Consider the following 22,193-nt stretch of genomic DNA (forward strand, 5'->3'; position numbering starts at 1 on the left):
CCGGTTTCCCCCCGGATCGAGCGATACCTGTGAATCCCCCTGAGTGCCCCACGTCGGGCACGTCTGCAGCGTAGGCTCGGCGAGGGGCTCTTCCCCAGAGCATCTTGTGATGAACATGGGTAGTCACTTCGAGCTACCGACTCGTCACCCACACAGATCAACGCAGAGTTGCGTTGCGGTCACGATCCTGCGAAGCGCTCGCGGAGGACCCGTGGATGCCCCGACCCGGAACGGCCCGGCGCTTACCCTGTCGGCATGGCTCCTCCCCCCACCGCTCACCGGCGGCGTCCCGTCCTGCGCCTGCTCGCCGCCTTCGCGGCCGTCAGCGCCGTGGCCGGTGTGCTCACGGCGGGGCTCGTCGTCCCGGCCGTCGCGTTCAGCGGCAGCCTGACGAGCGCGGGGGTCAACATCTTCGACGAGCTGCCGGCCGACCTGGGCGACCAGACGCTGTCGGAGGCGACGACGATCCTCTACTCCGACAACACGGTGATGGCGCGGGTCTACGACCAGAACCGCGTCGTCGTGGGCTTCGACCAGATCGCGCCGGTCATGCGCGACTCCATCGTCGCGATCGAGGACTACCGCTTCTACGAGCACGGCGCCATCGACATGAAGGGCATCGCCCGCGCGCTCGCCTCCAACGCCGGCGGCGGGGGCACCCAGGGCGCGTCGACGATCACTCAGCAGTACGTGAAGAACATCCTCGTCGAGCAGGCCGTCGAGCAAGGTGACACCGAGGCCGCCGCCGCCGCGACGACCGCCGACGGGACCGAGGGCTACGCCCGCAAGCTGCGCGAGATGAAGCTCGCCATCGGGGTCGAGAAGGAGATGTCGAAGAACGACATCCTCGCCGGGTACCTGAACGTCGCGTACTTCTACAACGGCGTCTACGGCGTCGAAGCCGCGGCCCGCTTCTACTTCAACAAGACCGCGGCCGAGCTGACGCTGCCGGAGTCGGCCCTGCTGGCCGGTCTCGTGCAGAACCCCGTGGCCTTCAACCCGGTGAAGTACCCCGACGCTTCAGTCGCGCGACGCAACGTCGTGCTGAACCGGATGCTCGAACTGGGCAAGATCTCCCAGGCCGACCACGACGCCGCTGTCGCCTCCCCGCTCGTCCTGGACACCCAGCGCAGCCAGCAGGGCTGCATCAACGCCGGATCCGCCGCCTACTTCTGCGATTACGTGACCCGCATCGTCGAGACCGACGCGGCCTTCGGCGCGACCGCGGACGACCGCAAGAAGCTCCTGCGCACCGGTGGGCTGACGGTCAAGACGACGCTGAACCCGCAGGTCCAGATCACGACCCAGAACGCAGTGAACGGTGGCGTCAACCCGGGCCAGAGCCCGCGGATGGCGGCGTCCGTCGTCCAGCCCGGGACCGGGCAGATCCTGGCGATGGCGCAGGACACGACCTTCTCCTTGGACACGGATCAGACCGGTGTCACGACGATCAACTACAACGTCGACAAGATGTACAACGGCGGCAACGGTTTCCAGACCGGTTCGTCGTTCAAGGCGTTCACGTTGGCGGAGTGGTTGAAGGCCGGGAAGTCCATCGACAGCACGATCAACGCGCCGTTCAACGGATCGGACCCCTTCAGCCAGTTCACGGCGTGCGGGGTCAAGTCGCGGGACTCGAAGATCTACCCGTACTCGAACTCGGAGTCGCACGAGGGTGGCCCCATGTCCATCCGCAAGGCGACCGCGGACTCCGTGAACACGGCCTACGTGACCATGGAGAAGTCCCTGGACCTCTGCAACATCGCAGCGACGGCACAGTCGATGGGTGTGCACCTGGCCAACCCGGCCAACGGGAGCATCCCGAAGCAGAAGGCCAGCGACATGAGCAACACCAACGACGTGGAGGGCGGGGTCAACTCCGACCTCTACGTCAGCCCGTCGCTGACCCTCGGGGTCAACGAGATCGCCCCGCTCGCCATGGCCGGGGCCTACGCGACCTTCGCGGCGGACGGAACCTTCTGCAAGCCGATCGCGATCGTCGAGGTGCTCGACACCAACGGCCAGCCGATGAACATCCCCAGTGCGGACTGCAAGTCCGTCCTCGACCCGAACGTCGCCCGCAACGTCACCGAGGCCCTCCAGGGCGTCATCTCGGGTGGGACCGGAACGGCGGCCCGCATCGACCGTCCGGCCGCCGGCAAGACGGGCACCACCAACGAGAACTCGGACGCCTGGTTCGTGGGGTACACCCCGCAGCTGTCCTCGGCGGTGTGGATGGGTCACGCCGACGGCACGAGGCCACTGAACAGGGATCGGATCAACGGTCGTGGTCGCCGCACCATCTTCGGTGGCACGATCTCGGCTCCGACCTGGAAGGCCATCGTGGGAACGGCTTCCGACCAGATGAACCTCCCGACGGTCGGCTTCACGCCGGGCACCAACCAGGGCCTCAAGACGACGACCTCCGACGGCAGGATCAAGGTCCCGAGCGTCGTCGGTCGCAGCGTGTCCTCGGCCAAGAGCGCGCTGCAGGCGGCCGGGTTCCAGGTAAAGGTGGGGGGTTCGGTGACCTCCAACGTCGACAAGGGCCTCGTCGCCTCGCAGAGCGCCCGCTCCGCCGCGGCCGGTTCGGTCATCACCATCACCCGCAGCTCCGGCCCGGCGCCGGTCCCGACGCAGGAGCCGTCGGCCCCGCCGTCGAGCGACAGCCCCGGGATCCAGCTCCCGACGGAACTGCCGCCGCTGCCCGACCTCCCCGCCCTCCCGACGAACTGAGGGGCGGAGACGGGCCGGACGGGGGACTCTCCCCGTCCGGCCCGTCCTCCTTTCGGGGGGGTGGTCCCACCCGTCGCGTCCTTGGTTGGCTGGGGGCGTGGACACACCCCTCGTGGACGACGTGACGTTGCTCCTGCTGAACCCGGAGACGGGGCGTCCGCTGACGGACGCGACCCGCCTGCGCGCTGTCCTGCCCGGAGCCGTGCTGCTCGACCTGGCGCTGCGGGAACGGCTCGAGTCCGAGCCGAGCCGCTGGGGTGGGGACAAGGTGCGCGTGCGCGACGCCTCGCCCACCGGTGACGAGGTGCTCGACGAGGCCCTGCGACGACTCGGCGACCGACCGACGGCGGCCCGCACCGCCGTCCAGCGGCTCGGTGGTCTCAAGCTGGGCCGTGCCGTCCGGGACCGGATGGTCGCGCGCGGTCTCGTCCGCCACGAGCCGGGCGGGTTCCTCCGCTTCGCCCGAGACCACCCCGAGCCGGGCGCGCGCAAGGCCCTGGTCTCCGAGGTCGCGTCAGCGCTGGGTGACGGCGCCGACGTCACCCCGCACGCGGCTGCGCTGGTGTCGCTGCTGCAGTCCGTCGGGGCGGTCCCGAAGGTCGTCCCCGGGCTGGGGTTGTCCCGTCGTCAGCTCACCGACCGGGTGCAGCAGATCGCGGACGGGATGGCTGAGGGGGAGTGGGCCGGGGAGGCCGTCTCCGCCGCCGTGCGCGCCGCCCAGGCCGCGGTCACGACGGCGATCGTCACGAGCACCGTCGTCGCGACCAGCGGCACGAACTAGCTAGCGGCCCCGCCCCGCGCGGAAACAACACTTTCCGCCCCTGCGAGGGCCCCTCGAGGGGCGGAAAGTGTTGTTTCCGCGGGTCTCTCAGGCCTGCAGACGGGTCCGCACGGCGGTGGAGACGCGCTTGCCGTCGGCGCGGGCTCCGACCTTCGGCTTCAGCTGCGACATGACGGCGCCCATCGCACCCATGCCGGTCAGCCCCTCCGCCGTCGCGATGAGCACGGCCTCGTCCACGAGGGCGTCGAGCTCCTCGTCGGTGAGCGGGGTCGGCAGGTAGGTCTCGATGACGGAGAGCTCGGCGGTCTCGCGCTCGGACTGCTCGCTGCGCCCGGCGTCACCGAAGGCCTGCGCGGCCTCGCGACGCTTCTTCGCCTCGCGCTGCAGGACCGCGATGACCTCGTCGTCGGAGAGCGTGCGCGCCGACTTCCCGGCGACCTCCTCGGAGCGGACCGCCGTGAGGACCATCCGCAGCGTCGCCGACCGCAGCTCGTCCCGGGCCTTCATCGCGGTGGTCAGGTCGGCCTGGAGGGAGTCCTTGAGGGTGTCGCTCATGGGGCGATCCTCCCACCCCACCGCGACCCGTTTCCGCCCTCCGGCGAGGATGACCGGATGCCCACTGCAGCGCGAGTCCTCCACCTGGCCGCCGGAACCGTCGGCGTCGGCGCGCTGGCCGGTGCCGCCGGCGTCGGCTACGCCGCGGGCTACGAGGTCCGCGCGTTCGTGCTCCGGCACGCCGTCGTGCCGGTCCTTCCCGTCGGTGCCGCGCCGCTGCGGGTCCTGCACCTCTCCGACCTGCACCTCGTCCCGCGTCAGCACCGCAAGCGCGCCTGGGTCGCGGCGCTCGCCGACCTCGAACCCGACCTCGTCGTCACCACCGGGGACAACCTCGCCGCCCAGGACGCCGTCCCAGCCGTGCTGGAGACCTACGCGGGGCTGCTGCAGCGTCCGGGCGTCTTCGTCCTCGGCTCCAACGACTACTGGGCCCCGAAGCCGCGCAACTGGTCGAAGTACCTGAGGGGTCCCTCGGACGGTGGTGCCGGCGACGAGGCCGTCCGGCTGCCGACCGACGACCTCGTCCGCGGCTTCACCGACGCCGGCTGGGTCGACCTCGACAACGTCCGAACCCGGCTGACGGTCAAGGGCCTCGACCTCGAGTTCGTCGGCGTCGACGACCCGCACCTGCGCTACGACCGCTACCACGACGTCGCCGGCCCCGCCGCGACCGACGCCGACCTCACCATCGGCGTCACCCACGCCCCCTACCGCCGCACCCTCGACGCGATGACCGCCGACGGCGCCGGCCTGCTCATCGCCGGCCACACCCACGGCGGCCAGCTCTGCGTGCCCGGCTTCGGGGCGCTCGTGACCAACTGCGACCTCCCGCGCAAGCAGGCCTCCGGGCTGTCCCGCTGGTCCGCGGCTCGCAAGGACGCCTGGCTGCACGTCTCCGCCGGTCTCGGGACCTCCCCCTACGCCCCGCTGCGCTTCGCCTGTCGCCCCGAGGCGACGCTGCTGGAGCTCGTGCCCCGCCGCTGACCCTTGTGGTCCCGGGGACCTGCCGAGGTGGGCTATCCTCTACGAGGCCGCGCAGTTCGGCGGCCGTCAGCAGCATCGGGGTGTGGCGCAGCTTGGTAGCGCGCTTCGTTCGGGACGAAGAGGCCGCAGGTTCAAATCCTGTCACCCCGACCAGCAAGACCGCAGGTCAGAGGCCCGGAACCGTGAGAGCGGAGCCGGGCCTTCGTCGTGTGCGTGACTGACTGCGTGACTACGACGCCCCCGAGATGCTGAGACCACCCAGCGTCAACCGCAGCGTGTGTCCCCTAGACCCGCGTACCCCGAGCGTCCGACGCGAGGCCGAGTGGTTCAGGCCCCGCCCATCCATCCGTCACGTGATGACGGGAGGCTCTTGCGGGACGGTCGGCGGGATACGGTTCGGGCCGGCCTCCACGGGCCGAGGACGATCTTGAGGGTGCAACCGCACAGCGAGAACCGCAGCATCGTCTTCCGGGTGCGGCGGCAGCATCTCGGCCAAGACCGAATCCACGAGATCATCGAGCGACCCGCCCCGCGCAGCCAGGACCTCCAAGGTGTCGCGCAACCTCTCCAGCCCAGCTGCCAACGGCTGGTCACGACGCTCCACCAGGCCGTCGGTGAACAACAGCAGCGTCGCCCCGCGGTCCAGGAGCACCTCAGACTCGTGACGCGGCAGGCTGGGCTCGACGCCGAGAAGGAGGTCGTAGCCGATGCCCGCCAGGGCAGTAACCGTCCTGTCGGGGTTGATCACCATCGCCGGTGGGTGACCTGCGCTGGACCACCGCACTCGGGTGACACCTCGTTGGGCTTCCTCGTGCTCCTGCTCCAGCCGTGCAGCCAGCGCGGTGGCGGTGGTCCCGATCTGCAACGTCTGCATGACCTCGTCGGTCTGGCGCAGGATGGCCGCCGGTCCCTCGTTGCCGATCGCACCGAAAGCGCGCAATGTGGAGCGGACCTGACTCATCGCCGCCGCCGACTGCGTGTCGTGGCCCAGGACATCACCGATGACCAGGACGCTCGCGCCACCCGGCTGGATGAAGGCGTCGTACCAGTCCCCACCCACCTGTGCCGCCTCAGCAGCCGCCGTATAACGGACCACGATCTGCAGGTGGTCCGGCTGCACCGGACTGGTCAGCAACGAGCGCTGGAGACCTTCTGCGATGTCGCGGTGCTGCCGGTGCAACCGGGTCGCATCCAGAGCCAGGCCCGCACGGTCGGCCACCCCACGAGCAGTCGTCAGCTCCTCCTCGGTGAACGCGCCTCGCTCGGCCGAGGTGTAGAGGGACAAGATGCCGAGGGTGCGCCCCCGTCCACGCAGGGGGAGCAGGTAGGCATCGTGCGGCGCCAGCTCCTCCAACGCCCGACGCCCGGCAGCATCGACGGGGAACGTCGCACTGATCTTGGTCACAGCGTCGTGGACGACGACAGGTTTGGAGTGCCGCAGGGCCCGCAGGACCGACGCATCGTCGCCGATCTCCTCGAACCGGTGCATCGCGTAGCGAGCGGCCACGGGGCGCAGCGCGGCATCGTGGTGCCAGCTCCCGGCATCGCGCAGACCGCGACGAAGCTCTCCGGCACCAGCGATCCTGGCCCGAACCGGGTCCGCCGCCGGGGCGTCGTCATCGATCAGCGTGACGATGCACCAGTCACCCAACGCGGGGACGAGCAGCTGAGCCAGCCCAGCCACCACCCCTTCGGCATCGGGTGCCGAGGTCAACGACTCGGTGACGTCGACCATGAGGTTCAGGCGCGCCGCGACCTGCTGCCCACGCTCTCGCTCGTCGGTGACGTCGTGCGTCGTGCCGATCAGCCGTACCGCAGTGCCGTCGGCCCCGGTCAGCACCCGTCCACGCGCCTGCAGCCACCGCACGTGTGCGCCGGGGACGACGACGCGGTACGTCGTGAAGAACTCGCCAACGGTCTCCACCGACGCGCTCAACGTCGCTTCCACACCGTCACGGTCCTCAGGGTGGATGCGATCCATCACCTCACCCACAGCGGTCACCTGCGCACCAGGATCAGCAGGGTCCAGCCCGAACAGCAGGTACATCTGTTCGTCCCACGTGACCTGCTGCGTCAGGACGTCCAGGACGAAGACCCCGACCCCGGCTGCGTCGACCGCCAGCTCCAACAACGTGCTGTTCGTCTGGTGGTCTGCAGCCAGTGCGGCCAACTCGAGCTCGCTGACGACCAGGAAGGCGATCTGCTGCAGGGTCCGCACATCGGTCCGTGTCCAACTGCGGGGCGCGGGATCGAACACGCACAGGGACCCCACCGCGATCCCGGCAGAGCCCGTCAACGGGACACCCAGGTAGGCGCCCACCTGGCCCGAGGTGACCGCAGGCATCTGCTGGACCCGCACGTCGTTGACCGCGTCATCGATGATCATGGGGCCTTCAGAGGTGACGCTGAGCGTGCACATCGTCTCCTCCAGAGCGGTGGACGAGCCCACAGCTCCTGGGGCCAGCCCAGCACCACCGATGATGGAGTGTTCTCGGCCCAGCAACGAGACCTGCGTGGCATCCACGTCGAGCAGCTGCGCAGCGAGCATCGCGATCCGTTCGACACCCTGCGCACCGGGGTCGATGGCGGCGGCCAGACGTTCCGCAGCCCTGACCCTGGGAACGTCGTCCAGCAACGACCGCGCAGCAGCCTTGGCCTGTTCCGGCACCTGCACCGCCCGCCCGCTACGACCATCGTTCGACGCATCCGCCGAACCGCTCACCGTCGATCTCCTCCACCGTCAGGTCTGAGCCGTTCCCCGCCACCTTCGAGGTAGGGCCTCTGCCCATCATGACCGATGAGCGAGCACCGAGGACGTCACCACCCCCGATCCGAGGCTCAGCACGCCGTGGAACCACACTCAAAGCTCTCGCTGGGTCTCGGCAGGGTCCGCAGCGAAGATTCGGTCCATCACCACCGCACCCGACTGCACGACCGGGCGGATCTGCTTCCGGTAGACCAGCTCGGTCACCGCCGTGCTGCTGTGCCCGACGAGCCGCGAGATCTCCTCCAACGGCACCCCGCTGTCCGACAGCAGGGACACGAAACTGTGCCGCAGCTCCCGCGGCGTCCACTGGGACGCGTCGATGCCCTCAGCCGCAGCGAGAGCCGCCCGGAAGTCACGACGCACGTGCGAAGGGTCCAGAGACGTGCCGACTCTCGACGAGAAGACGAGACCGGTCTCGACCCACCGCGCACCAGCGATGACCCGGTCGCTCTCCTGCTGCACGCGCTGGGCCCGCAAAGCGTCGATGCACCGTTGCGGCAGAGCCAAGGTTCGCCGCGACTTGCGGGTCTTCGTGTCCCCGCCGACCCGCACCGACCGCCACACCGCCACGTGCGCCGGAACCGGGGGCACGTCCTCCGGACGCCCGACGAGATCGACGTGGTCCCAGCGCAACGCCCGCAACTCTTCGGTTCGCGCGCCAGTCAGCATCGACAGCACGACGTAGCCGTACAGCCGGGTCGGCTCCACGGCCCGGAGAACGGCGTCGGCCTGCGCCATGGTCAGCGCCTTCGACGGCCGGCCGGCCTTGCCCTGCGGCACGCTGCACAACGCCACGACGTTGCGCTTCACCTTGTCCCGCGCCATCGCCCGCTTCACCGAACGGTTCAGCACCGAGTGGATGCCTTGCAACGTTCGGGTGCTGAGCGTCTGCGCCTTGCGGACCAACCAACGGTCAACGTCCTCGGCGCTGAGGTCACGCAGCCGCCGTGCACCCATGTCCGGGATGACGTGGGTGCGAGCGAGGATCTGATTGGTAGTGATGGTCGTCTCCGAGCGCCCGTGCAGGCCGTAGGCGAGCCAGTCCTCGACGGCCTGGGCCACGGTGTAGTCGTGCGGGGCGATGGCCAAGCCGTCGTCCTGATCGCGCAGCACCTCTTTCAGCTTGGCGCGGGCCTCGGTCTTCGTCGTGCCGCTACCGCGCTTGACGATCCGCTTACCGGCAGGGGTGAAGCCGAGACTGACGCTGGCGATCCACCGTTGCCGCTTCTCATCCCAGTGCAGACCGCCCTCACCCCGCCCACGACGGGTGGGCATCAGGCCGCGTCCTCGAGAGAAGCGATGTACTCCACCAGCGCCTCGTACGGGATGAGCCGCGTGCGCCCCTCGTGCACCGAGCGCAGACGACCGGAACGCAGGAGTTCGAAGATGACGCTGCGACTCAGGCTCAAAGCGTCGGCGGCATCCTGCACGCGGTACAGGAGACGGGTCGGGGCGGTGCGCTGCTCGTGGTTCATCGTGAGTCCTTTGCGAGGTCGAAGCGGTAGAGGTCGGAGCGGTAAGGGTCAGAGCAGGGAGGCGCGACGGGCGCGGGCACGATCGTCGGACCACTCGCGGGCTTGTGCGGCGGCAGTAGCGGCGAGAGCGGCGTCTCCCGCGTTCAGCCAACCGATGCCGTCCAGTGCCCAGGAACTGACGACGAGCGTCGACTCCTCGGCGTCAGGCGCATCGACGTCCGCTGTTGGGTTCGTGCGCCCCGTCAGGCGGTCCCGCAACTGCTGGACCGACCACCGTTTCCGCGCTGAGCGCAACCGGCCCAGGGTGGTGGAGTAGCGGCGGGACTTCGTGGAGAAGTGCCCCCGGAACCCGAGCATCGCTCCCCACTTCGCCAGCGGCAGGTACTGCGGCCCACCGGTCCGGGCGAGGTGCTGCACCTCGGCGAGCAGACGGCAGACGTGCTCCACAACGCCCATCCGCCGCGCCGCGTCGGCATCACGCAGACCAGACGGGAGGCCGAAGTCATCACAGGCTTTCGTGGCGTACTTCGCGATGTAGGCCGCGACCGTCTCCGGGTGCAGGCCGTCGTCGGGGTGGTCGGCACGGCCGGCCTCGCGAGTCGCCGCGGTGGTCACGGCGCGAGCATCGACCTGCGTCCCGAACCGCAACCGGCGTAGCCCACCGCGTGCTTCGGTCGCGGGGGCGTCGAACCACACCCGGGCCGCGGCGACGTGAACCAGCTCGCACAACTGCTGCGCGCTCACCCCAACCAGCGGGGGAGGGAAATCCATCGAGTCCGTGGGCGGCCCGTCGAGGCGGACGAGTGCGTGGAAGTGCACCACCCCACGACGCTGGAATTCCGCGACCTTCGCGAACGACACCCGCACCAGCGAGTGTGCTGCCGTCTGCGTCAGGCCCAGGTGCGCGGCCAGCGCCCGACGCAGCGCGATGGTGAACCGTCGCCACAGCTCCGGGGACCACCACTGCCACACGACGTGCCCGGTGTAGTCGTAGCACTCCGCGCACAACGGCTGCCCCAGGCGGCGGTCGCCGTCGGCGTGCACGGTCCGGCAGCCAATCGGGTTTCCGTGCTCACACATCGCGGACGTTGACCGGGGACGGCACATGCTCGGACGGCCGTTCCTGCGACGCAGCCCGTGCACCGCACCGAAGGAAGGGGCGGTCAGAGTGGCGAACACCAGCGGGTGCGTAGCCACCGACTCCGGAACACCCTTCATCCCGCCCGCCGCACCAGCGGCGAGCAGGTGCCACATGTCGCCCTTGTACTCGTGAGAACACGACGGGCAGACGCTGGCGCGGCGGTTACCGCAACGGGTGTAGAGCACCCCGTCCGGTTCGTTCGCGGAGTCGTAGGTCGAGAGCACTTCGCCCGTGGCGCGGTCGACGGTGGTGGCCTGGCCCCGCAGTCGGATGGGGCGGGCGCAGTGCCCGCAGTTCGCAGCCTGCTCGGCCCAGCGGTCGAAGGTGGGCGACAGCAGTCGACGACCGACCTCAGCCTCTGCGGTGGGAGACATGGCGTTCACGCCGCACCCTCCTCACCGCAGGTGTTTGCGTCATCGTGGGAGTCGTTGTCGACGACGGAGAACACGGGCCGGGATCCCGGCGTTCTGTTGGGCGCGTGAGTGCGGGCGAGTTCCCCGATCGCCTGGTCGTCGTAGTAGGCGGCGCGGACCCGGACGGGTTCGCGGACGCCGTCGACTTTGACGTAGGCGACACCGGGGGAGGTATCGGGGATCTGGTGGCACAGCGCCCCGGACTCCCGAGCCCCCTCACCGAGGACCATGTCGACCTGAGCCTTCTCATCCAGACGCATCGCGACCTTTGTCGGGAACAGGTTGCGCAGGCCCAGGACCTCCTTGCGGGGGTCCTGCAACGCCGCGACCAGGACCACGCCGGGTGCGCGTCCTTGTGTGGCGATGGCGGCCAAGGCTTTCTCTGCGCGATCGCGGAGTTTGCGGTCGGGGGTGTAGGCGGTGAGTAGGGCGACCTCGTCGACCAGGACTACCAGCAGCGGTTCCCGGGTACTCGGTTCGTGACGGCGGGACGTTCCGGCCATCCGAGCGGCCCGTTCGGTCATGAGGACCGCGGCGTTCTCCAACAACTGCACGCCGTCGTCGACGGTGGTCGCGAACCGGGTGAACAGCGCCCGGCCCGGCTGCAGTTCCATCCCAGCCTTCCCGTCCACGGCCCACACCTGCACCAGTCCGTCGCGGATGCCCCCGGCGATGCCGCCGAGCAGGGACCACACCACCGAGCCCTTCCCAGCCCCGGTGACCCCGACGATCAGGACGTGGGTTGCGGCCAACCGCAACAGCCACGGCTGCCCGTCCTCCCGTAACCCGACCGGGACGGCGGCGGCGTCCAGTGCGTCCGGGACGGGCAGCGGGGTGACGACCTGGGCGAGGGGGTCGCCGTACAGCCAGGTGACGACCGCGGCGCGGGGACCGGTCTTGCGGACCCGACACGACCACGCCCCGCACGCCGCACCCAACGTCTCCGCCGCCGAGGCGAAATCGTCGACGGTCTGCCCGGCCACGACCTGTACCCGGCCGGTCAGGACCAGGTGCTCGCGAGAGGCCCAGCGCAGCCGGGACAACCCCGGTGTCCACGACTCTCGCCGCCCAGAGCGTCGGTCGGTCACGGCCATCGCCAGGCCGACCCGTTCGCACAGTCCCGGCCAGTTGCGGCGGATCGCCCGCTGCTTGCGGCGCCGCCACGCGGGTTGAGCCAAGAAACGGTCGAAGGACACCGGCCACAGGAGCCGCCACACCAGCAGCGCCACCACGAGGACCGCGACGACGATGCCGAGCACGAGGAGGTGGTTGCTCGTGTAGGCCCACCACCCGGTGACCAGGACGGCCGCGATGAGCGGGAAACGCCACGCGAGCTGTGCGGCCGTCTTGACCATCCACCAGACCAGAGACAGCATCGAGAGGACCAGCTCGGCAATCCAGTCGTCAGAGGTGGCGGTGCCCTGCTGGGACGGCTGGTGGGTCACGACACCCTGCGGACGGCCACCCATCACGCCACCTCCGGCGTGCGCAGCCGTGCACGGCTCGCGGGGTGGCGGGACACCGAACGCAGCCGGGCGGCCTGTTCGGCTGCGACGGTGGCCAGGTAGTGGCACTCCGCTGCTTCCTGGGGGTCAATCGGTCCGTAGTGCTCGGCGAGCCGTCCGAACAGCTCGGCTTTGCGCTCGACCCATGCCGCCCGTTCCTGCAGCGGGGTCTGGGAACCGGGGCGGGAACGCAGCAGTGCCCCGAGCTGTGTGGTGATGCTTTCCCGTTCGTCCTGCTCCGCCCGAAGCTGGTCGGCGCGCATCAGGCAGCCCGCCCGGTCTCGGCCTTCGGGGCGGTCTTGGCGGGGGCGGACATGCCCGTCGCCTTGAGCGACCACGCCAGCCGCGGGCGGGCGCGGTTGGTGTCGACGTACGGGGTGGCGGTGAGCCCGTCGAAAACGACCGGGCGGAAGGGCAGGCCCGGAAGAGTGGCTGGCGGGACGGGCTGGTGTTCGGCCATCACCTTGACGACGACCTCGGCCTGCCCACGGCGGGCTTCGGGGTCGGCGTCGACGACGCGGACTGCCCAGAGCCGTTCGCCGGTGTTCTTGTCGCGGGACTGGAAGTCGACCTCTCCGGCCTGCTTGCGGTCGAAGTCCTGGACCTGTTCGACCTCGCCGACCACATATGCGCCGTGCGGGAAGACGAGGTCCTGTCCCAGCGGGATTGCGCCCTGGATGGCCATGGTGGTTGTCCTCTCCTCGTGCGGTGCTCCCCCTGGGTGGGTGCTCCGCGTCGTGGAGATCACGTTCGCGCTTGACGGGGGGACGGCATCACCCCACAGTGGGACGACTTGGGACGTCCTCGGCTTACGTAGACGTCCCAAATGACGAGCAAGACGTCCTCACGTCCCAGGAGTTCCCGTGCCGAACGACCGCTTGAAGCAGGCCCTGAACGCCCACGGCATGAGCCCACAGCAGCTCGGCGAGCAGCTGGGCGTGGACCCCAAGACGGTGTCCCGGTGGATCTCCCAGGGCCGCCCGCCCTACCCGAAGTATCGGGCGCAGGTGGCCGCACTACTGCGGGAGGCCGAGGACTGGTTGTGGCCCGAAGCGGTCAGCGAGCAGCGGCGTGACGCGGTGTCCGCCTCCGAGGTCGTGGAGGTCTTCCCCCGCCGGGCGGCGGTGCCGTGGGACACCTGGCCACGGCTGTTCTCCGAGGCTGCGGCCCACATCGACGTCCTCGTCTACGCGGGGCTGTTCCTGCCCGAGCAAATGCCGGCGGTCCTAGACACCTTCGTGGCCAAGGCGCAGGAGGGGGTGCGAATCCGGCTGCTATTGGGAGACCCCAAGAGCCCGGCAGTGGCGTTGCGAGGGGAGGAGGAAGGGATCGGGCGTAGTGCCGTGGCGGTGAAGGTGCGTAACGCGCTGGACCTGCTTCGCCCGAAGCTGAAGGGTGTGCCGGGCGTCCACGTACGTCTGCACGCTGTGACGCTCTACACGTCGATCTACCGTGCCGACGATCAGATGCTCGCCAACCCGCACGTCTACGGCCTGCCCGCCGCGCAGGCCCCGGCGATGCACCTGCGGAAACTCACCCCGGGTGGGCTGTTCGACACCTACACGGTGATGTACGACAAGGTGTGGGATGACGCAAGACCCGCCTGGAGCTAGGAGAGACTGTGGCCCGCACCGAGCACTTTCACGACCCGGACGGGCCCCGCCCCAACAGGATCGTCACCGCGGCCACGGCCTTCGTCCAGGACGAGGAGGGGCGGGTACTGCTCATCCAGCGCTCCGACAACGGGCTCTGGGCGCTACCCGGGGGGACGCAGGAGGTGGGGGAGCGGATCGCGACGACCGCCGAGCGCGAGACCGAGGAGGAGACCGGCTACCGAGTGCGGGTGACGGACTTCATCGGCGTCTACTCCGACCCTGACCACGTAATCGCCTACGCCGATGGCGAGGTCCGTCAGCAGTTCGCCTTGTCGTTCCGGGCGGAGCTGATCGGCGGGGAGCTGGCCACGAGCGAGGAATCGCCAGAGGTCCGGTGGATCGAGGCCGACGAACTGGATGACGTGCCGATGCACCCCTCGGTGCGTCTCCGTGTCGACCACGGTCTCCAACGACGAGCGAAGCCTTACATCGGCTGAGCGCCGACCGCGCGTGACCGTCGGTGGACGACTCGCCGGGCGAGGAGCACGACCGGTTCCAGCACGAGGAAAACGACCCATTCGAGGAAGCCCAGGGCCATCGTCCCAAGAAAGTTGGCGTCCACGGGGCGGATGAACATGCTGGCTACGGCCGGGCGAGGAACTACGACGACCCACCAGGTGTACGTCCCTGCGCAGCACACCGGCAGCACCACGGCCCAGGCCCACCGGAGCCACCGGGGGCCACGTCCGGTGAAGGTCCTCACGAGGTGGAGAGCCCACAAGCCGACGCCGAGCAGAGGAAGGGCAAACATCGTCACGAGTGGTCAGCTCGATCGGGTGACCCAGCAGGCAGCGGCACGCTGTTCAGGCGTGAAGCGAGAGCTCTGATCCACTCCGCGTCCTTGGACTGCGTCATGACCGAGGACGGGCCGAACCACCCCTCCCAAACCGCGACCACCGTCGATGCGTCCATCCGGTAGCCAGCGCGCATCAAGGCCGAGAACGTCGTGGCTTCCAAGTCGTACTCGTCGTGGGGTACGTCCGTGAAGCCCATCAGCCCCTCAGGGTCCCAGTCGACGAGAAGGTCCATTACACCCGGGACGAGGGGTGCCACGTCCCTTAGCGAGACGTCGGCGGAAGCTGAGCGACCGTCGAGGCGCTGCTCCGTGCGCTGCGTCGCCAAGACGAGCGGCAGGGCGATGGTGACCATGCACTGCGAGACGACGTGCGCGTGGCCGTAGCGATCGACGACTTCCAAGACCCGCTCTCCGACGGTCAACCGTTGCCCCGCCGGCCCGGTCGTTGCATCCGCCATCCACATGGCATCGCGGTCCGGCCCCGCCACGTCGGGGAAGTGGGCCAGTGCCTCAGCGTGCCCCCGTCGCCGAGCTTCGACGTCAGCGAGGCTGTGATGGGCCACGAGTCCAGTCACCGTGTCCGGCCACCCGTTGCGTTGAAGAAACCGAGCGCCGTCGAGAGGGTGAAAGCCGGTGTCAGTGACCGTCGGGGCGTACCCAAGATCGTGGAGCCATGCCGCGCTGACAACGTCGTCAGTCAGCCCCAGGTCGCCAGCCAAGGCCGCAGCGGTCTCAGCGACTTGCTGCGTGTGCTGCCAACGCTGCGGGAGCGCGTCGCGCAGGTGCTCTCCTGCCAGACGCTGAGCGGCGACGACGTCCACACGTTCATCATCCCAGCTCAGGGGGCGGGAGTGCAGGTCCCGGGCCAGCTGTGAGAACTTTCTCTACTCCGTCAAGGCGGTGGGCTCCGCCCACCCCGTGGGCCGGCGGTGTGTTTCACCACCCTGCGCGCGGCCTCCGGCCGTGCTCGCGCGGCTCACGTACCGCAGCCCCACTGCGATGGTGTAGGTACCGTCACCATGCTGCTCGCACCCAGAGCAAGTTGCGGGGTACCAGGGGCTCCCGCCCCTGGACCCCGGTTGCGCTGCACAAATGCGCGGGAGACTTTCCCTGTCTCAAGTTTGTACCGCGCATTTGCACACCGCACGGGACTCGTCGTGGGGCGGGGCTAGTACTCAAATGACCAGGTTGGCTCGTCGGATGTTCCTAACCAGTCCAACTCGCTCAGTCAGCTTGATCCACATAAATCCACACGTGATCCATTACGCCTCCCCCGGACGGTGCTTCTAGAATCGTCAAGATTCCGCGCATCGCGTCCAGAACAGTAGAGATGGATGGGTCACTAAGCTCCCAGGTGCTCGTCCCGCGACGAACAAATCCAGCGGACTCTAGTCGGGCCCTGACTGCATTTCCGGTTTTATTACTTTGCTCCCCGTTGACTGACCATCGAACAGTTGCTCTCGGCATGCCTCCAACCTAGCGGATGCGACGGCAGTTGTCGCCAGTATCAAGCTGGTTACCGGGCTGGAGCGGGTGATCATGGAAACTGACTAGTTGAATCGCTTTCCGAAGTAGCCGCCCGATTCGTATTCATCAGTTAGTCGCATGCAGGTGTGCCAGTTCAAGTCTGGCGCCTCTGTGGCAACGCGATCCAGTACGTCACTATTCAATGTGGCGATGTACTGAAGACCTTCTTCTTCGCATAGCCTTTTGATCAGTCGAAGAGCTAGGGCAACCTGGCGAACTTCAACTGCGTCGAACAGGTGACTATCATGGACCAAGAAGTCGGGTCCGCGCCCATTGCGCAAAGCGGAAAGGGCCAAGCAGAGATCGAAGCAGAGGATTGCTACACTTCGAACTCCGGCACTTCCGTCCCCACCTATGGTAGGAATGAATGAATAGCCAGCAGGAGTCTCTCTGATAGTCAGAGTTGCGGGTCGACGGTCTCCGTACAATTCGAAAGCCATGCGTGTGAACATTGAACTGATGTCGGCAATCTGCGAGCGGCGTTCCGACAAGTCCATGCGAACGGTTTCTTCTAAAGCCAAAGACTCACGAGTCAGATGAACCTGAGCGTTCCTCAAGTTCTCGACGGCCATCCGGCGCTCTCGGAGTTCCGCCTCTCTTCCCTCAAGATCGCCAACTTGCTTCTGCATGGCTTGAAATGTTTCGAGAGCTCCGCCAGCTTCGAGCGCGCGCATAACTTCGGCGCGCATGCTGTCAAGATCTGCCACACGTTGTCTCGCCAAAGTTTCCGTGTCCCTTGCGGCAGCAAGCTCACCCTCAAGGTAGCTGCGGCGGTTGGCGACTACCGACTCGTGAAATTGCGCTACCTCTTCAAAGCGTCGCCGGACTAAATCAGGAAGCGTGATCCTTACCTGCTCGAATACAGCTTCCAGGTAACTGTAGTCCGGTTGTTGGGACTCCTCTGATTCTAACGACTGTTCGAGATCACGAGCGCGACGTTCCGCGTACAACGCTTCGTCGTTCGACTCTCTGATTGCCCGCGTGAGTGCATCCGCTTGTTCTCTAAGATCCGTGTACCGATCGACAACGCGGAAGCTAGCTAGTGCAGCTTCAAGCTCAGACCTTTGTACTTGCAGGGTTGCAATTCTTGCGTCCAGGTCTGCAGTTTCCCCGAGTGTCCGTCCGAGAACCGGATCGCGTGCGGCCTTACGCAGGGCCGTAACGCTCTTTTTTGACTCGGAGATCTCCTGCGCTTTTTGCACCAAGCCGAGGTCAAGGCCGAAAAGGTAAGCCAGTGGTAGCTGAGTAGACAGCTCACTCTGTCGGCTAAAGATCCGTCGCGCGTCAGCGAATGCGCCATCCGCCTCGTTGCGAAGGTAGTACGGAATGAGTGACCTAAAGGAGGGTCCAGAACTTCCTGCGGGTAGATTGAAGAGGGATGCTCCCAGTATGCCGCGCAATTGCTCTAGGGAAAGGATCTGATTGTCGTATGTCGGGTGTGCCGGGTCATCAGCCACGCGTGCGATAGTGTGCTCTGAATTCCCAATATCCAGGGTAAGCTGGTACGCGCCGGCCGAAATTTCTGGGCGACGCAATGGGTGGCTGGCGGAAGCGTTGCCGCCAAGGCAGAAGTCGAGGGCGCGAACGAAACTGCTCTTCCCCACTGCGTTTCGGCTATCTTTACTGCGCGCCGCTTTAGTTCGATCGGCAACGACAAGGTTGAGACCGTCAGTGAAGTGAGCCTGCTTGCCTTCGGGTAGGTTGTTACTCAGCAGCCGCAGCATGCGAAACCCTCCTTAAGACCCCGTCCTGCATCTCGATAGCGTTGATGGCGTAGAGGGTGTCTACAGCTAATGCAAACCACCAGAATGGAACGGCCGACTGCATTTTTTGCTCGCGGCGCCATGTTTGAACACCTGCCCAGGTGGAACTCAAGGAGCGAGATTCTCTATCAGGAAGTTGCAGGAGTATTTGTCCCGCCACCGCGATGAGGGCTTGGTCCAACTCAATTGACTTACTCGGCAGGAACATTGGCTGCCTTGGGGGACTCGAAAATGATGCACGTCTCGAAGAAGTGCGTCGTAACTAGTAGTGCTGCGCTCAGGTACTCGCGCTCAAACTCCTGTGGCTCAGACGAGAACGCATCCTCTTTGATCTCGTCAACCAATTTATGGAAGATTGCATCCGAACCGTCGAGAGTAGCCTTGAGAGCGGTATATCTGAACTTCAAATTCTGAGAAACTTGGTAATGCTCACCTGGTGAGGCCATCTTGAAATAGTGCCGCACGTGGTGGGTGTGAGGCTCGTACTCCTTGATGAGAGAGGATGTTGCGTCTGAAAAATTATTGCATTCAATCTTTCCAGGCGGCACCATGGGCACCGGTCCTATCTCGGGTGAAAGGCGGGTGCGCGCAAGCGAGCGAATGCATTGTGAGATGTAGGTAGCCGCGGCCGGGTCTGGGGCTGGCGGAGCCCCCAGTAGACGTACCAAGTCGTCGCGGTCGAGCTCTCTTAGGCATTCGCGCCAGAGCACCTCTGGTGGCCAATTTTCAACGGACAAATTGGGCAAATGACTCCGCCGCAAATCCGCAAGCTTCTTGCCCGCCATTACTGGCAGTCCGGCCGCGTTGTTGTAGACGAATGCCCAGCGCTCCATTAGGTGACCCCAGTGGGTTCTGGCTTTGTTCAAGTCAGAGTCAATCTTGTCCTGCACGATGCGATCGCTGGGGCTCTTGGCCCCATAGCATGCGAACATCAAGCCGTCTACATACCCGTCACACCCTTGATCACCTCGCCCAGCGGGGTCGACTTGGATGAAGGCGCCGCCGTGCTGGCTTGACATGGCGGCAGTAACGAAAGCCTGCCAAGCATCCCCGTGACAGGTGGTGGTGAGCGCCTCAAAGTGGCTGTGGAACCACAACATCTCCCACTCTCTAGCGCTGGCCACCGCTCTCCTCCGCTCACAGGTGAGGTGTCATCGTAGTCTGCTCACATCGAGCGTCTCGCGGCATCGGCGCGACTGCGGAGGTCTCGAACCTATGGGGTTTGGAGCCTCTGTCCACCCCGCGGGTTGAGTGTCTATCCGCGTGACAACGCCCCTGGACGACGAGGGATCGTTGTGCCCGAGCAGCGAGGCGGCAGTAGGGCTCGGTGGGCTGAGCTAGCCCGCATGCGAAGCTTCGGGACGAAGAGGCCGGATTGGGCCGTCGCAGCCGCGCTCGCCAACTTGATCACCGCCCGCCGCTAACGCCCTTGATGCGGAGCGGCACCGGCCGCGGACGTGCTCGATAGCCTGCGGTGATGACGACACCACGGAAGGCACGCTGGTCGGAGTGGGTGCTGGTCGCCGTCTTCGCGGTCCAGACGGCCATCTCGGTCGCGGATCGGGAGTGGGGGCGTGCGCTCGCGCCAGGGATCTTCCTCGTCGGGTTCGCCGGGCAGATCCTCCTGCAACGCCTGAAACGCCCGACCGCGGCGACCGCGGTCCTCCTCGCCGCGCTCGTGGCCGTCTTCGTGGTCTCGATCGTGCAGCACACGTGGTGGCTGGCCGGCGTCCTCGGCGTCGGGCTGCTCGCCCTGGCCGGCATCTGGGGGACGACCTGGTGGGTCGGACGCCCTGCCACCCAGGCGTGACCCGGGGCTCAACCCAATCGTCTGCGACGCCGATCTCTGGACGGTGAGTCGACGCGGACCGGTCCTGACGGTCTCGACGGCTGCGGCGGTCTCGGTCGCGTCGCTCGTCGCGCTGTCGATCTCGACGCACGCCTCGATGTGGTGGCTCTACCGGGACGGACTCGACCACCTCGCAGGGCTCGACCCGCAGACGCTGTCGGGGTTCCCGCCCGCCGAGGCGCCCCGGGTCCTCGACTCGATCGGGCAGTCGGCGGGGTTCCTCGTCCCGTTCGTCGCGGTGATCGCCCTCGGCGCGGCGCTGTCCCTGGCCGGCCGGTGGTGGTGGGCGGTGGGTGCCGTCGTCGGACTCGACTGCGCGGGCGTCATCGACCGCGTCCCCCTGACCGGGGGTCTGTTGCTGCCTGCCGACCCGAGCCGGGCGACGTTGCCCACGGGATGGCCGTGGGACGAGATTGCCCTGGACGTCGGACTGGGTCTGCTGCCGGTCCTCGTCGCGGTCCTGACCGGGGTTCCCGCGGCGGCGACCCGGCCGGCGCTGCGTGTTCCCGGAGTCGCGGCGCTCGTCGTCCTGGTCGTCGGGACGGTTCTCCACCCCGTCGACCTCGATGCCGCGGCGGTGCTGCACGCGGCGCTCGTCGTGCTGGTCGTGGTGTCGACGGGGGTGGTTGCATCGAGTCGTACGAGCCGTCAGCTGATCTGCGGCGCAGCCGTTCTCGTGGTGCTCGTCGCCGTGCGGGCCCTCTTGGGTGGCTCCGGGTTCCCCGTCCTCGGGGTCGTGACGGTGCTCGCGGGACCGGTCGCCGTCCTCGCGACACCCTCGCTGACGCGCGCGTGGGTACGGTCGTTCCGTTCCGGCGAAGGGGTCACACCTTCCGAGGTGCGGTGACGCTACTCCCCGGTGCGTCCGTCGAGGCACTCCCGCAGCAGGTCGGCGTGCCCGGCGTGCCGGGCGTACTCCTCGATCAGGTGCACCAGCACGTCGCGGACGCTCACCGGACCGTCGCGGTGCGGGACCTCGCGGCCGAGGTCGGCTTCAGGGAGGTCGGCCAGCCAAGCGTCGGCGGACGCGACCTCCTGCCGCCAGGTGGCGAACGCCTCCGCCACGACCGCGTCGTCGGCCACCGCACCGGTGAAGGCGAGTTCCGGGTCTGCCTCGGTCCAGTAGAGCCGCGGGGTCTCGGGACGCTCGGCCAGGGTCCGTGGGAACCAGTCGCGCTCCACCTTCGCGAGGTGGCGGACGAGGCCGAGCAGGCTCAGTGAACTCGGTGGCACGGACCGGGTAGCGAGCTGCCCGGCGTCGAGGTCCTCGCACTTGCGCTCGATGACCTCGCGGTAGTGACCGAGGTAGTCCAGCAGGGTGGCCTTCTCGCCCACGGTGTCGCTCACGGCGGCTGACTCTGCCGAGTGGGGCCGGAGGGGGCAAGCTCGACCCGTGATCGACCGTCTCCCGCCCGTCACCGCCCCGGCCCTGTCGGGGCCGGTGATGATGCACCAGCACTGGGACGACCTCGCCTTCCTGCACTGGGCGGTCGACCCGGCGGTCGTCGCGCCGCACCTGCCGCCCGGGGTCCGCCCGGACGTCCTCGACGGGGTCACCTACGTGGGGCTCATCCCGTTCACCCTGCGCGGCGCCGGGCCCGGGCGGGCTCCCGCGGTGCCGTACGCGGGGACGTTCCTGGAGACGAACGTGCGGCTCTACTCCGTCGACGACGAGGGCCGGCGCGGGGTCGTCTTCGCCAGCCTCGACGCGACCCGGCTCGCGGTGGTCCTCGGCGCGCAGACGGCGTTCGGGCTGCCCTACCGGTGGTCGCGGATGCGGCGGGCGGAACGGGTCCGCGACGGTGCGCGCGAGCTGGCGTGGACGTGCCGGACCCGCGCGGGCGTGCGTAGCCGCATCGCCGTCCGCATCGGCACCGACCGGGTCGAGGACGAGGTCGCGGCATTCGTGACCGCCCGTTTCGGGCTGCACGTCGCCTACCGCGGGCGCACCTGGTGGGTCGCGAACGAGCACGAGCCGTGGCCCTTGCGCAGTGCCGAGGTGCTCGTCCTGGAGGACGGGCTGCGCGGGGCGGCGGGGTTCGACCTCGCCGGACCGCCGGACCACGTCTGCTTCGCGGAGCGGGTCACGACGCGGTTCGCGCTGCCGCGGGAACTCCCCGGCACCCGGACCCGTTGACCGGGCACAGACGCTCCCGAACACCCAGGAAGGAACGCCGCCGCCGTGCGCGACGACGCTCGATCAGACGACCCCCCGAGTACGAACCTGCCTGAACCCGCGGGGGTGG

21 protein-coding genes and 1 tRNA gene are annotated in these 22,193 nt (G+C 67.8%); 9 read left to right on the forward strand and 13 right to left on the reverse strand.

All coding sequences use genetic code 11. The annotated features are described in order from the left end of the window. Positions 1-255: 255 nt before the first annotated feature. Positions 256-2,736, forward strand: a complete 2,481-nt coding sequence (locus OG218_RS16810; RefSeq protein ID WP_328294385.1) for a penicillin-binding protein — start codon at positions 256-258, stop codon at positions 2,734-2,736. A gap of 97 nt (positions 2,737-2,833) precedes the next feature. Beyond that, positions 2,834-3,517, forward strand: a complete 684-nt coding sequence (locus tag OG218_RS16815; protein ID WP_328294386.1) for a GOLPH3/VPS74 family protein — start codon at positions 2,834-2,836, stop codon at positions 3,515-3,517. 87 nt (positions 3,518-3,604) lie between these two features. On the opposite strand, the gene OG218_RS16820 is transcribed toward OG218_RS16815, so the two are convergent. Next, complete coding sequence (locus tag OG218_RS16820; protein WP_328294387.1) at positions 3,605-4,072, reverse strand: GatB/YqeY domain-containing protein; 468 nt, start codon at positions 4,070-4,072, stop codon at positions 3,605-3,607. A gap of 57 nt (positions 4,073-4,129) precedes the next feature. Between OG218_RS16820 and OG218_RS16825 the strand changes: the two genes are divergently transcribed. Continuing rightward, positions 4,130-5,056 (forward strand): metallophosphoesterase, encoded by a 927-nt coding sequence (locus OG218_RS16825; RefSeq protein WP_328294388.1) that lies wholly within the window; start codon positions 4,130-4,132, stop codon positions 5,054-5,056. A 76-nt stretch (positions 5,057-5,132) separates the two neighbouring features. Beyond that, positions 5,133-5,209, forward strand: a tRNA-Pro gene (locus OG218_RS16830). Positions 5,210-5,405: 196 nt separating this feature from the next. Here the strand turns inward: OG218_RS16830 and OG218_RS16835 are convergent. From OG218_RS16835 to OG218_RS16865, 7 genes are all read right to left on the reverse strand, one after another. Beyond that, positions 5,406-7,604 carry a SpoIIE family protein phosphatase gene (locus OG218_RS16835; protein ID WP_328296252.1) on the reverse strand — a complete coding sequence of 733 codons (2,199 nt, stop codon included), beginning with the start codon at positions 7,602-7,604 and terminating at the stop codon, positions 5,406-5,408. A 312-nt stretch (positions 7,605-7,916) separates the two neighbouring features. Beyond that, positions 7,917-9,098, reverse strand: coding sequence for a site-specific integrase (locus tag OG218_RS16840; protein WP_328294389.1), 1,182 nt, complete (start codon positions 9,096-9,098; stop codon positions 7,917-7,919). After that, positions 9,098-9,298: a helix-turn-helix domain-containing protein gene (locus tag OG218_RS16845; RefSeq protein ID WP_328294390.1), complete on the reverse strand. Its 201-nt coding sequence runs from the start codon at positions 9,296-9,298 to the stop codon at positions 9,098-9,100. The genes OG218_RS16840 and OG218_RS16845 overlap by 1 nt, the downstream gene beginning before the upstream one ends. Positions 9,299-9,346: 48 nt before the next feature. Then, the gene (locus tag OG218_RS16850) at positions 9,347-10,813 is read right to left on the reverse strand and encodes a replication initiator (protein WP_328296253.1); all 1,467 of its coding nucleotides are present in this window, start codon (positions 10,811-10,813) and stop codon (positions 9,347-9,349) included. 5 nt (positions 10,814-10,818) lie between these two features. Then, a complete protein-coding gene (locus OG218_RS16855; protein WP_328294391.1) occupies positions 10,819-12,321 on the reverse strand; it encodes a hypothetical protein in 1,503 nt (500 codons plus the stop codon). After that, positions 12,321-12,620, reverse strand: coding sequence for a hypothetical protein (locus OG218_RS16860; RefSeq protein ID WP_328294392.1), 300 nt, complete (start codon positions 12,618-12,620; stop codon positions 12,321-12,323). The genes OG218_RS16855 and OG218_RS16860 overlap by 1 nt, the downstream gene beginning before the upstream one ends. After that, a complete protein-coding gene (locus OG218_RS16865) occupies positions 12,620-13,042 on the reverse strand; it encodes a hypothetical protein (protein WP_328294393.1) in 423 nt (140 codons plus the stop codon). The genes OG218_RS16860 and OG218_RS16865 overlap by 1 nt, the downstream gene beginning before the upstream one ends. A gap of 178 nt (positions 13,043-13,220) precedes the next feature. Between OG218_RS16865 and OG218_RS16870 the strand changes: the two genes are divergently transcribed. Beyond that, positions 13,221-13,970: a helix-turn-helix domain-containing protein gene (locus OG218_RS16870; protein ID WP_328294394.1), complete on the forward strand. Its 750-nt coding sequence runs from the start codon at positions 13,221-13,223 to the stop codon at positions 13,968-13,970. Between the two features lie 8 nt (positions 13,971-13,978). Then, complete coding sequence (locus OG218_RS16875) at positions 13,979-14,449, forward strand: NUDIX domain-containing protein (protein ID WP_328294395.1); 471 nt, start codon at positions 13,979-13,981, stop codon at positions 14,447-14,449. A 316-nt stretch (positions 14,450-14,765) separates the two neighbouring features. Here the strand turns inward: OG218_RS16875 and OG218_RS16880 are convergent, their stop codons facing one another. From OG218_RS16880 to OG218_RS16890, 4 genes are all read right to left on the reverse strand, one after another. Next, positions 14,766-15,629, reverse strand: coding sequence for an HD domain-containing protein (locus OG218_RS16880; RefSeq protein ID WP_328294396.1), 864 nt, complete (start codon positions 15,627-15,629; stop codon positions 14,766-14,768). A gap of 729 nt (positions 15,630-16,358) precedes the next feature. Further along, entirely contained in the window at positions 16,359-18,059 is a 1,701-nt protein-coding gene (locus tag OG218_RS16885) for an ABC-three component system protein (RefSeq protein WP_328294397.1), read from the reverse strand. Then, positions 18,040-18,306, reverse strand: a complete 267-nt coding sequence (locus OG218_RS26685) for an ABC-three component system middle component 6 (RefSeq protein WP_442906395.1) — start codon at positions 18,304-18,306, stop codon at positions 18,040-18,042. The genes OG218_RS16885 and OG218_RS26685 overlap by 20 nt, the downstream gene beginning before the upstream one ends. Next, positions 18,290-19,222 carry an ABC-three component system protein gene (locus tag OG218_RS16890; RefSeq protein WP_328294398.1) on the reverse strand — a complete coding sequence of 311 codons (933 nt, stop codon included), beginning with the start codon at positions 19,220-19,222 and terminating at the stop codon, positions 18,290-18,292. The genes OG218_RS26685 and OG218_RS16890 overlap by 17 nt, the downstream gene beginning before the upstream one ends. A gap of 353 nt (positions 19,223-19,575) precedes the next feature. Here OG218_RS16890 and OG218_RS16895 point away from each other — a divergent pair, with 353 nt between their 5' ends. Both OG218_RS16895 and OG218_RS16900 read left to right on the forward strand, forming a co-directional pair. Further along, entirely contained in the window at positions 19,576-19,908 is a 333-nt protein-coding gene (locus tag OG218_RS16895) for a hypothetical protein (RefSeq protein WP_328294399.1), read from the forward strand. A gap of 43 nt (positions 19,909-19,951) precedes the next feature. After that, positions 19,952-20,794 (forward strand): hypothetical protein, encoded by an 843-nt coding sequence (locus tag OG218_RS16900; protein ID WP_328294400.1) that lies wholly within the window; start codon positions 19,952-19,954, stop codon positions 20,792-20,794. 2 nt (positions 20,795-20,796) lie between these two features. Here the strand turns inward: OG218_RS16900 and OG218_RS16905 are convergent, their stop codons facing one another. Further along, complete coding sequence (locus OG218_RS16905; protein ID WP_328294401.1) at positions 20,797-21,294, reverse strand: DinB family protein; 498 nt, start codon at positions 21,292-21,294, stop codon at positions 20,797-20,799. A gap of 46 nt (positions 21,295-21,340) precedes the next feature. Here OG218_RS16905 and OG218_RS16910 point away from each other — a divergent pair, with 46 nt between their 5' ends. After that, entirely contained in the window at positions 21,341-22,084 is a 744-nt protein-coding gene (locus OG218_RS16910; protein ID WP_328294402.1) for a YqjF family protein, read from the forward strand. The last annotated feature ends 109 nt before the right edge of the window (positions 22,085-22,193 follow it).

The organism is Kineococcus sp. NBC_00420, from assembly GCF_036021035.1.
GTDB lineage: Bacteria > Actinomycetota > Actinomycetes > Actinomycetales > Kineococcaceae > Kineococcus.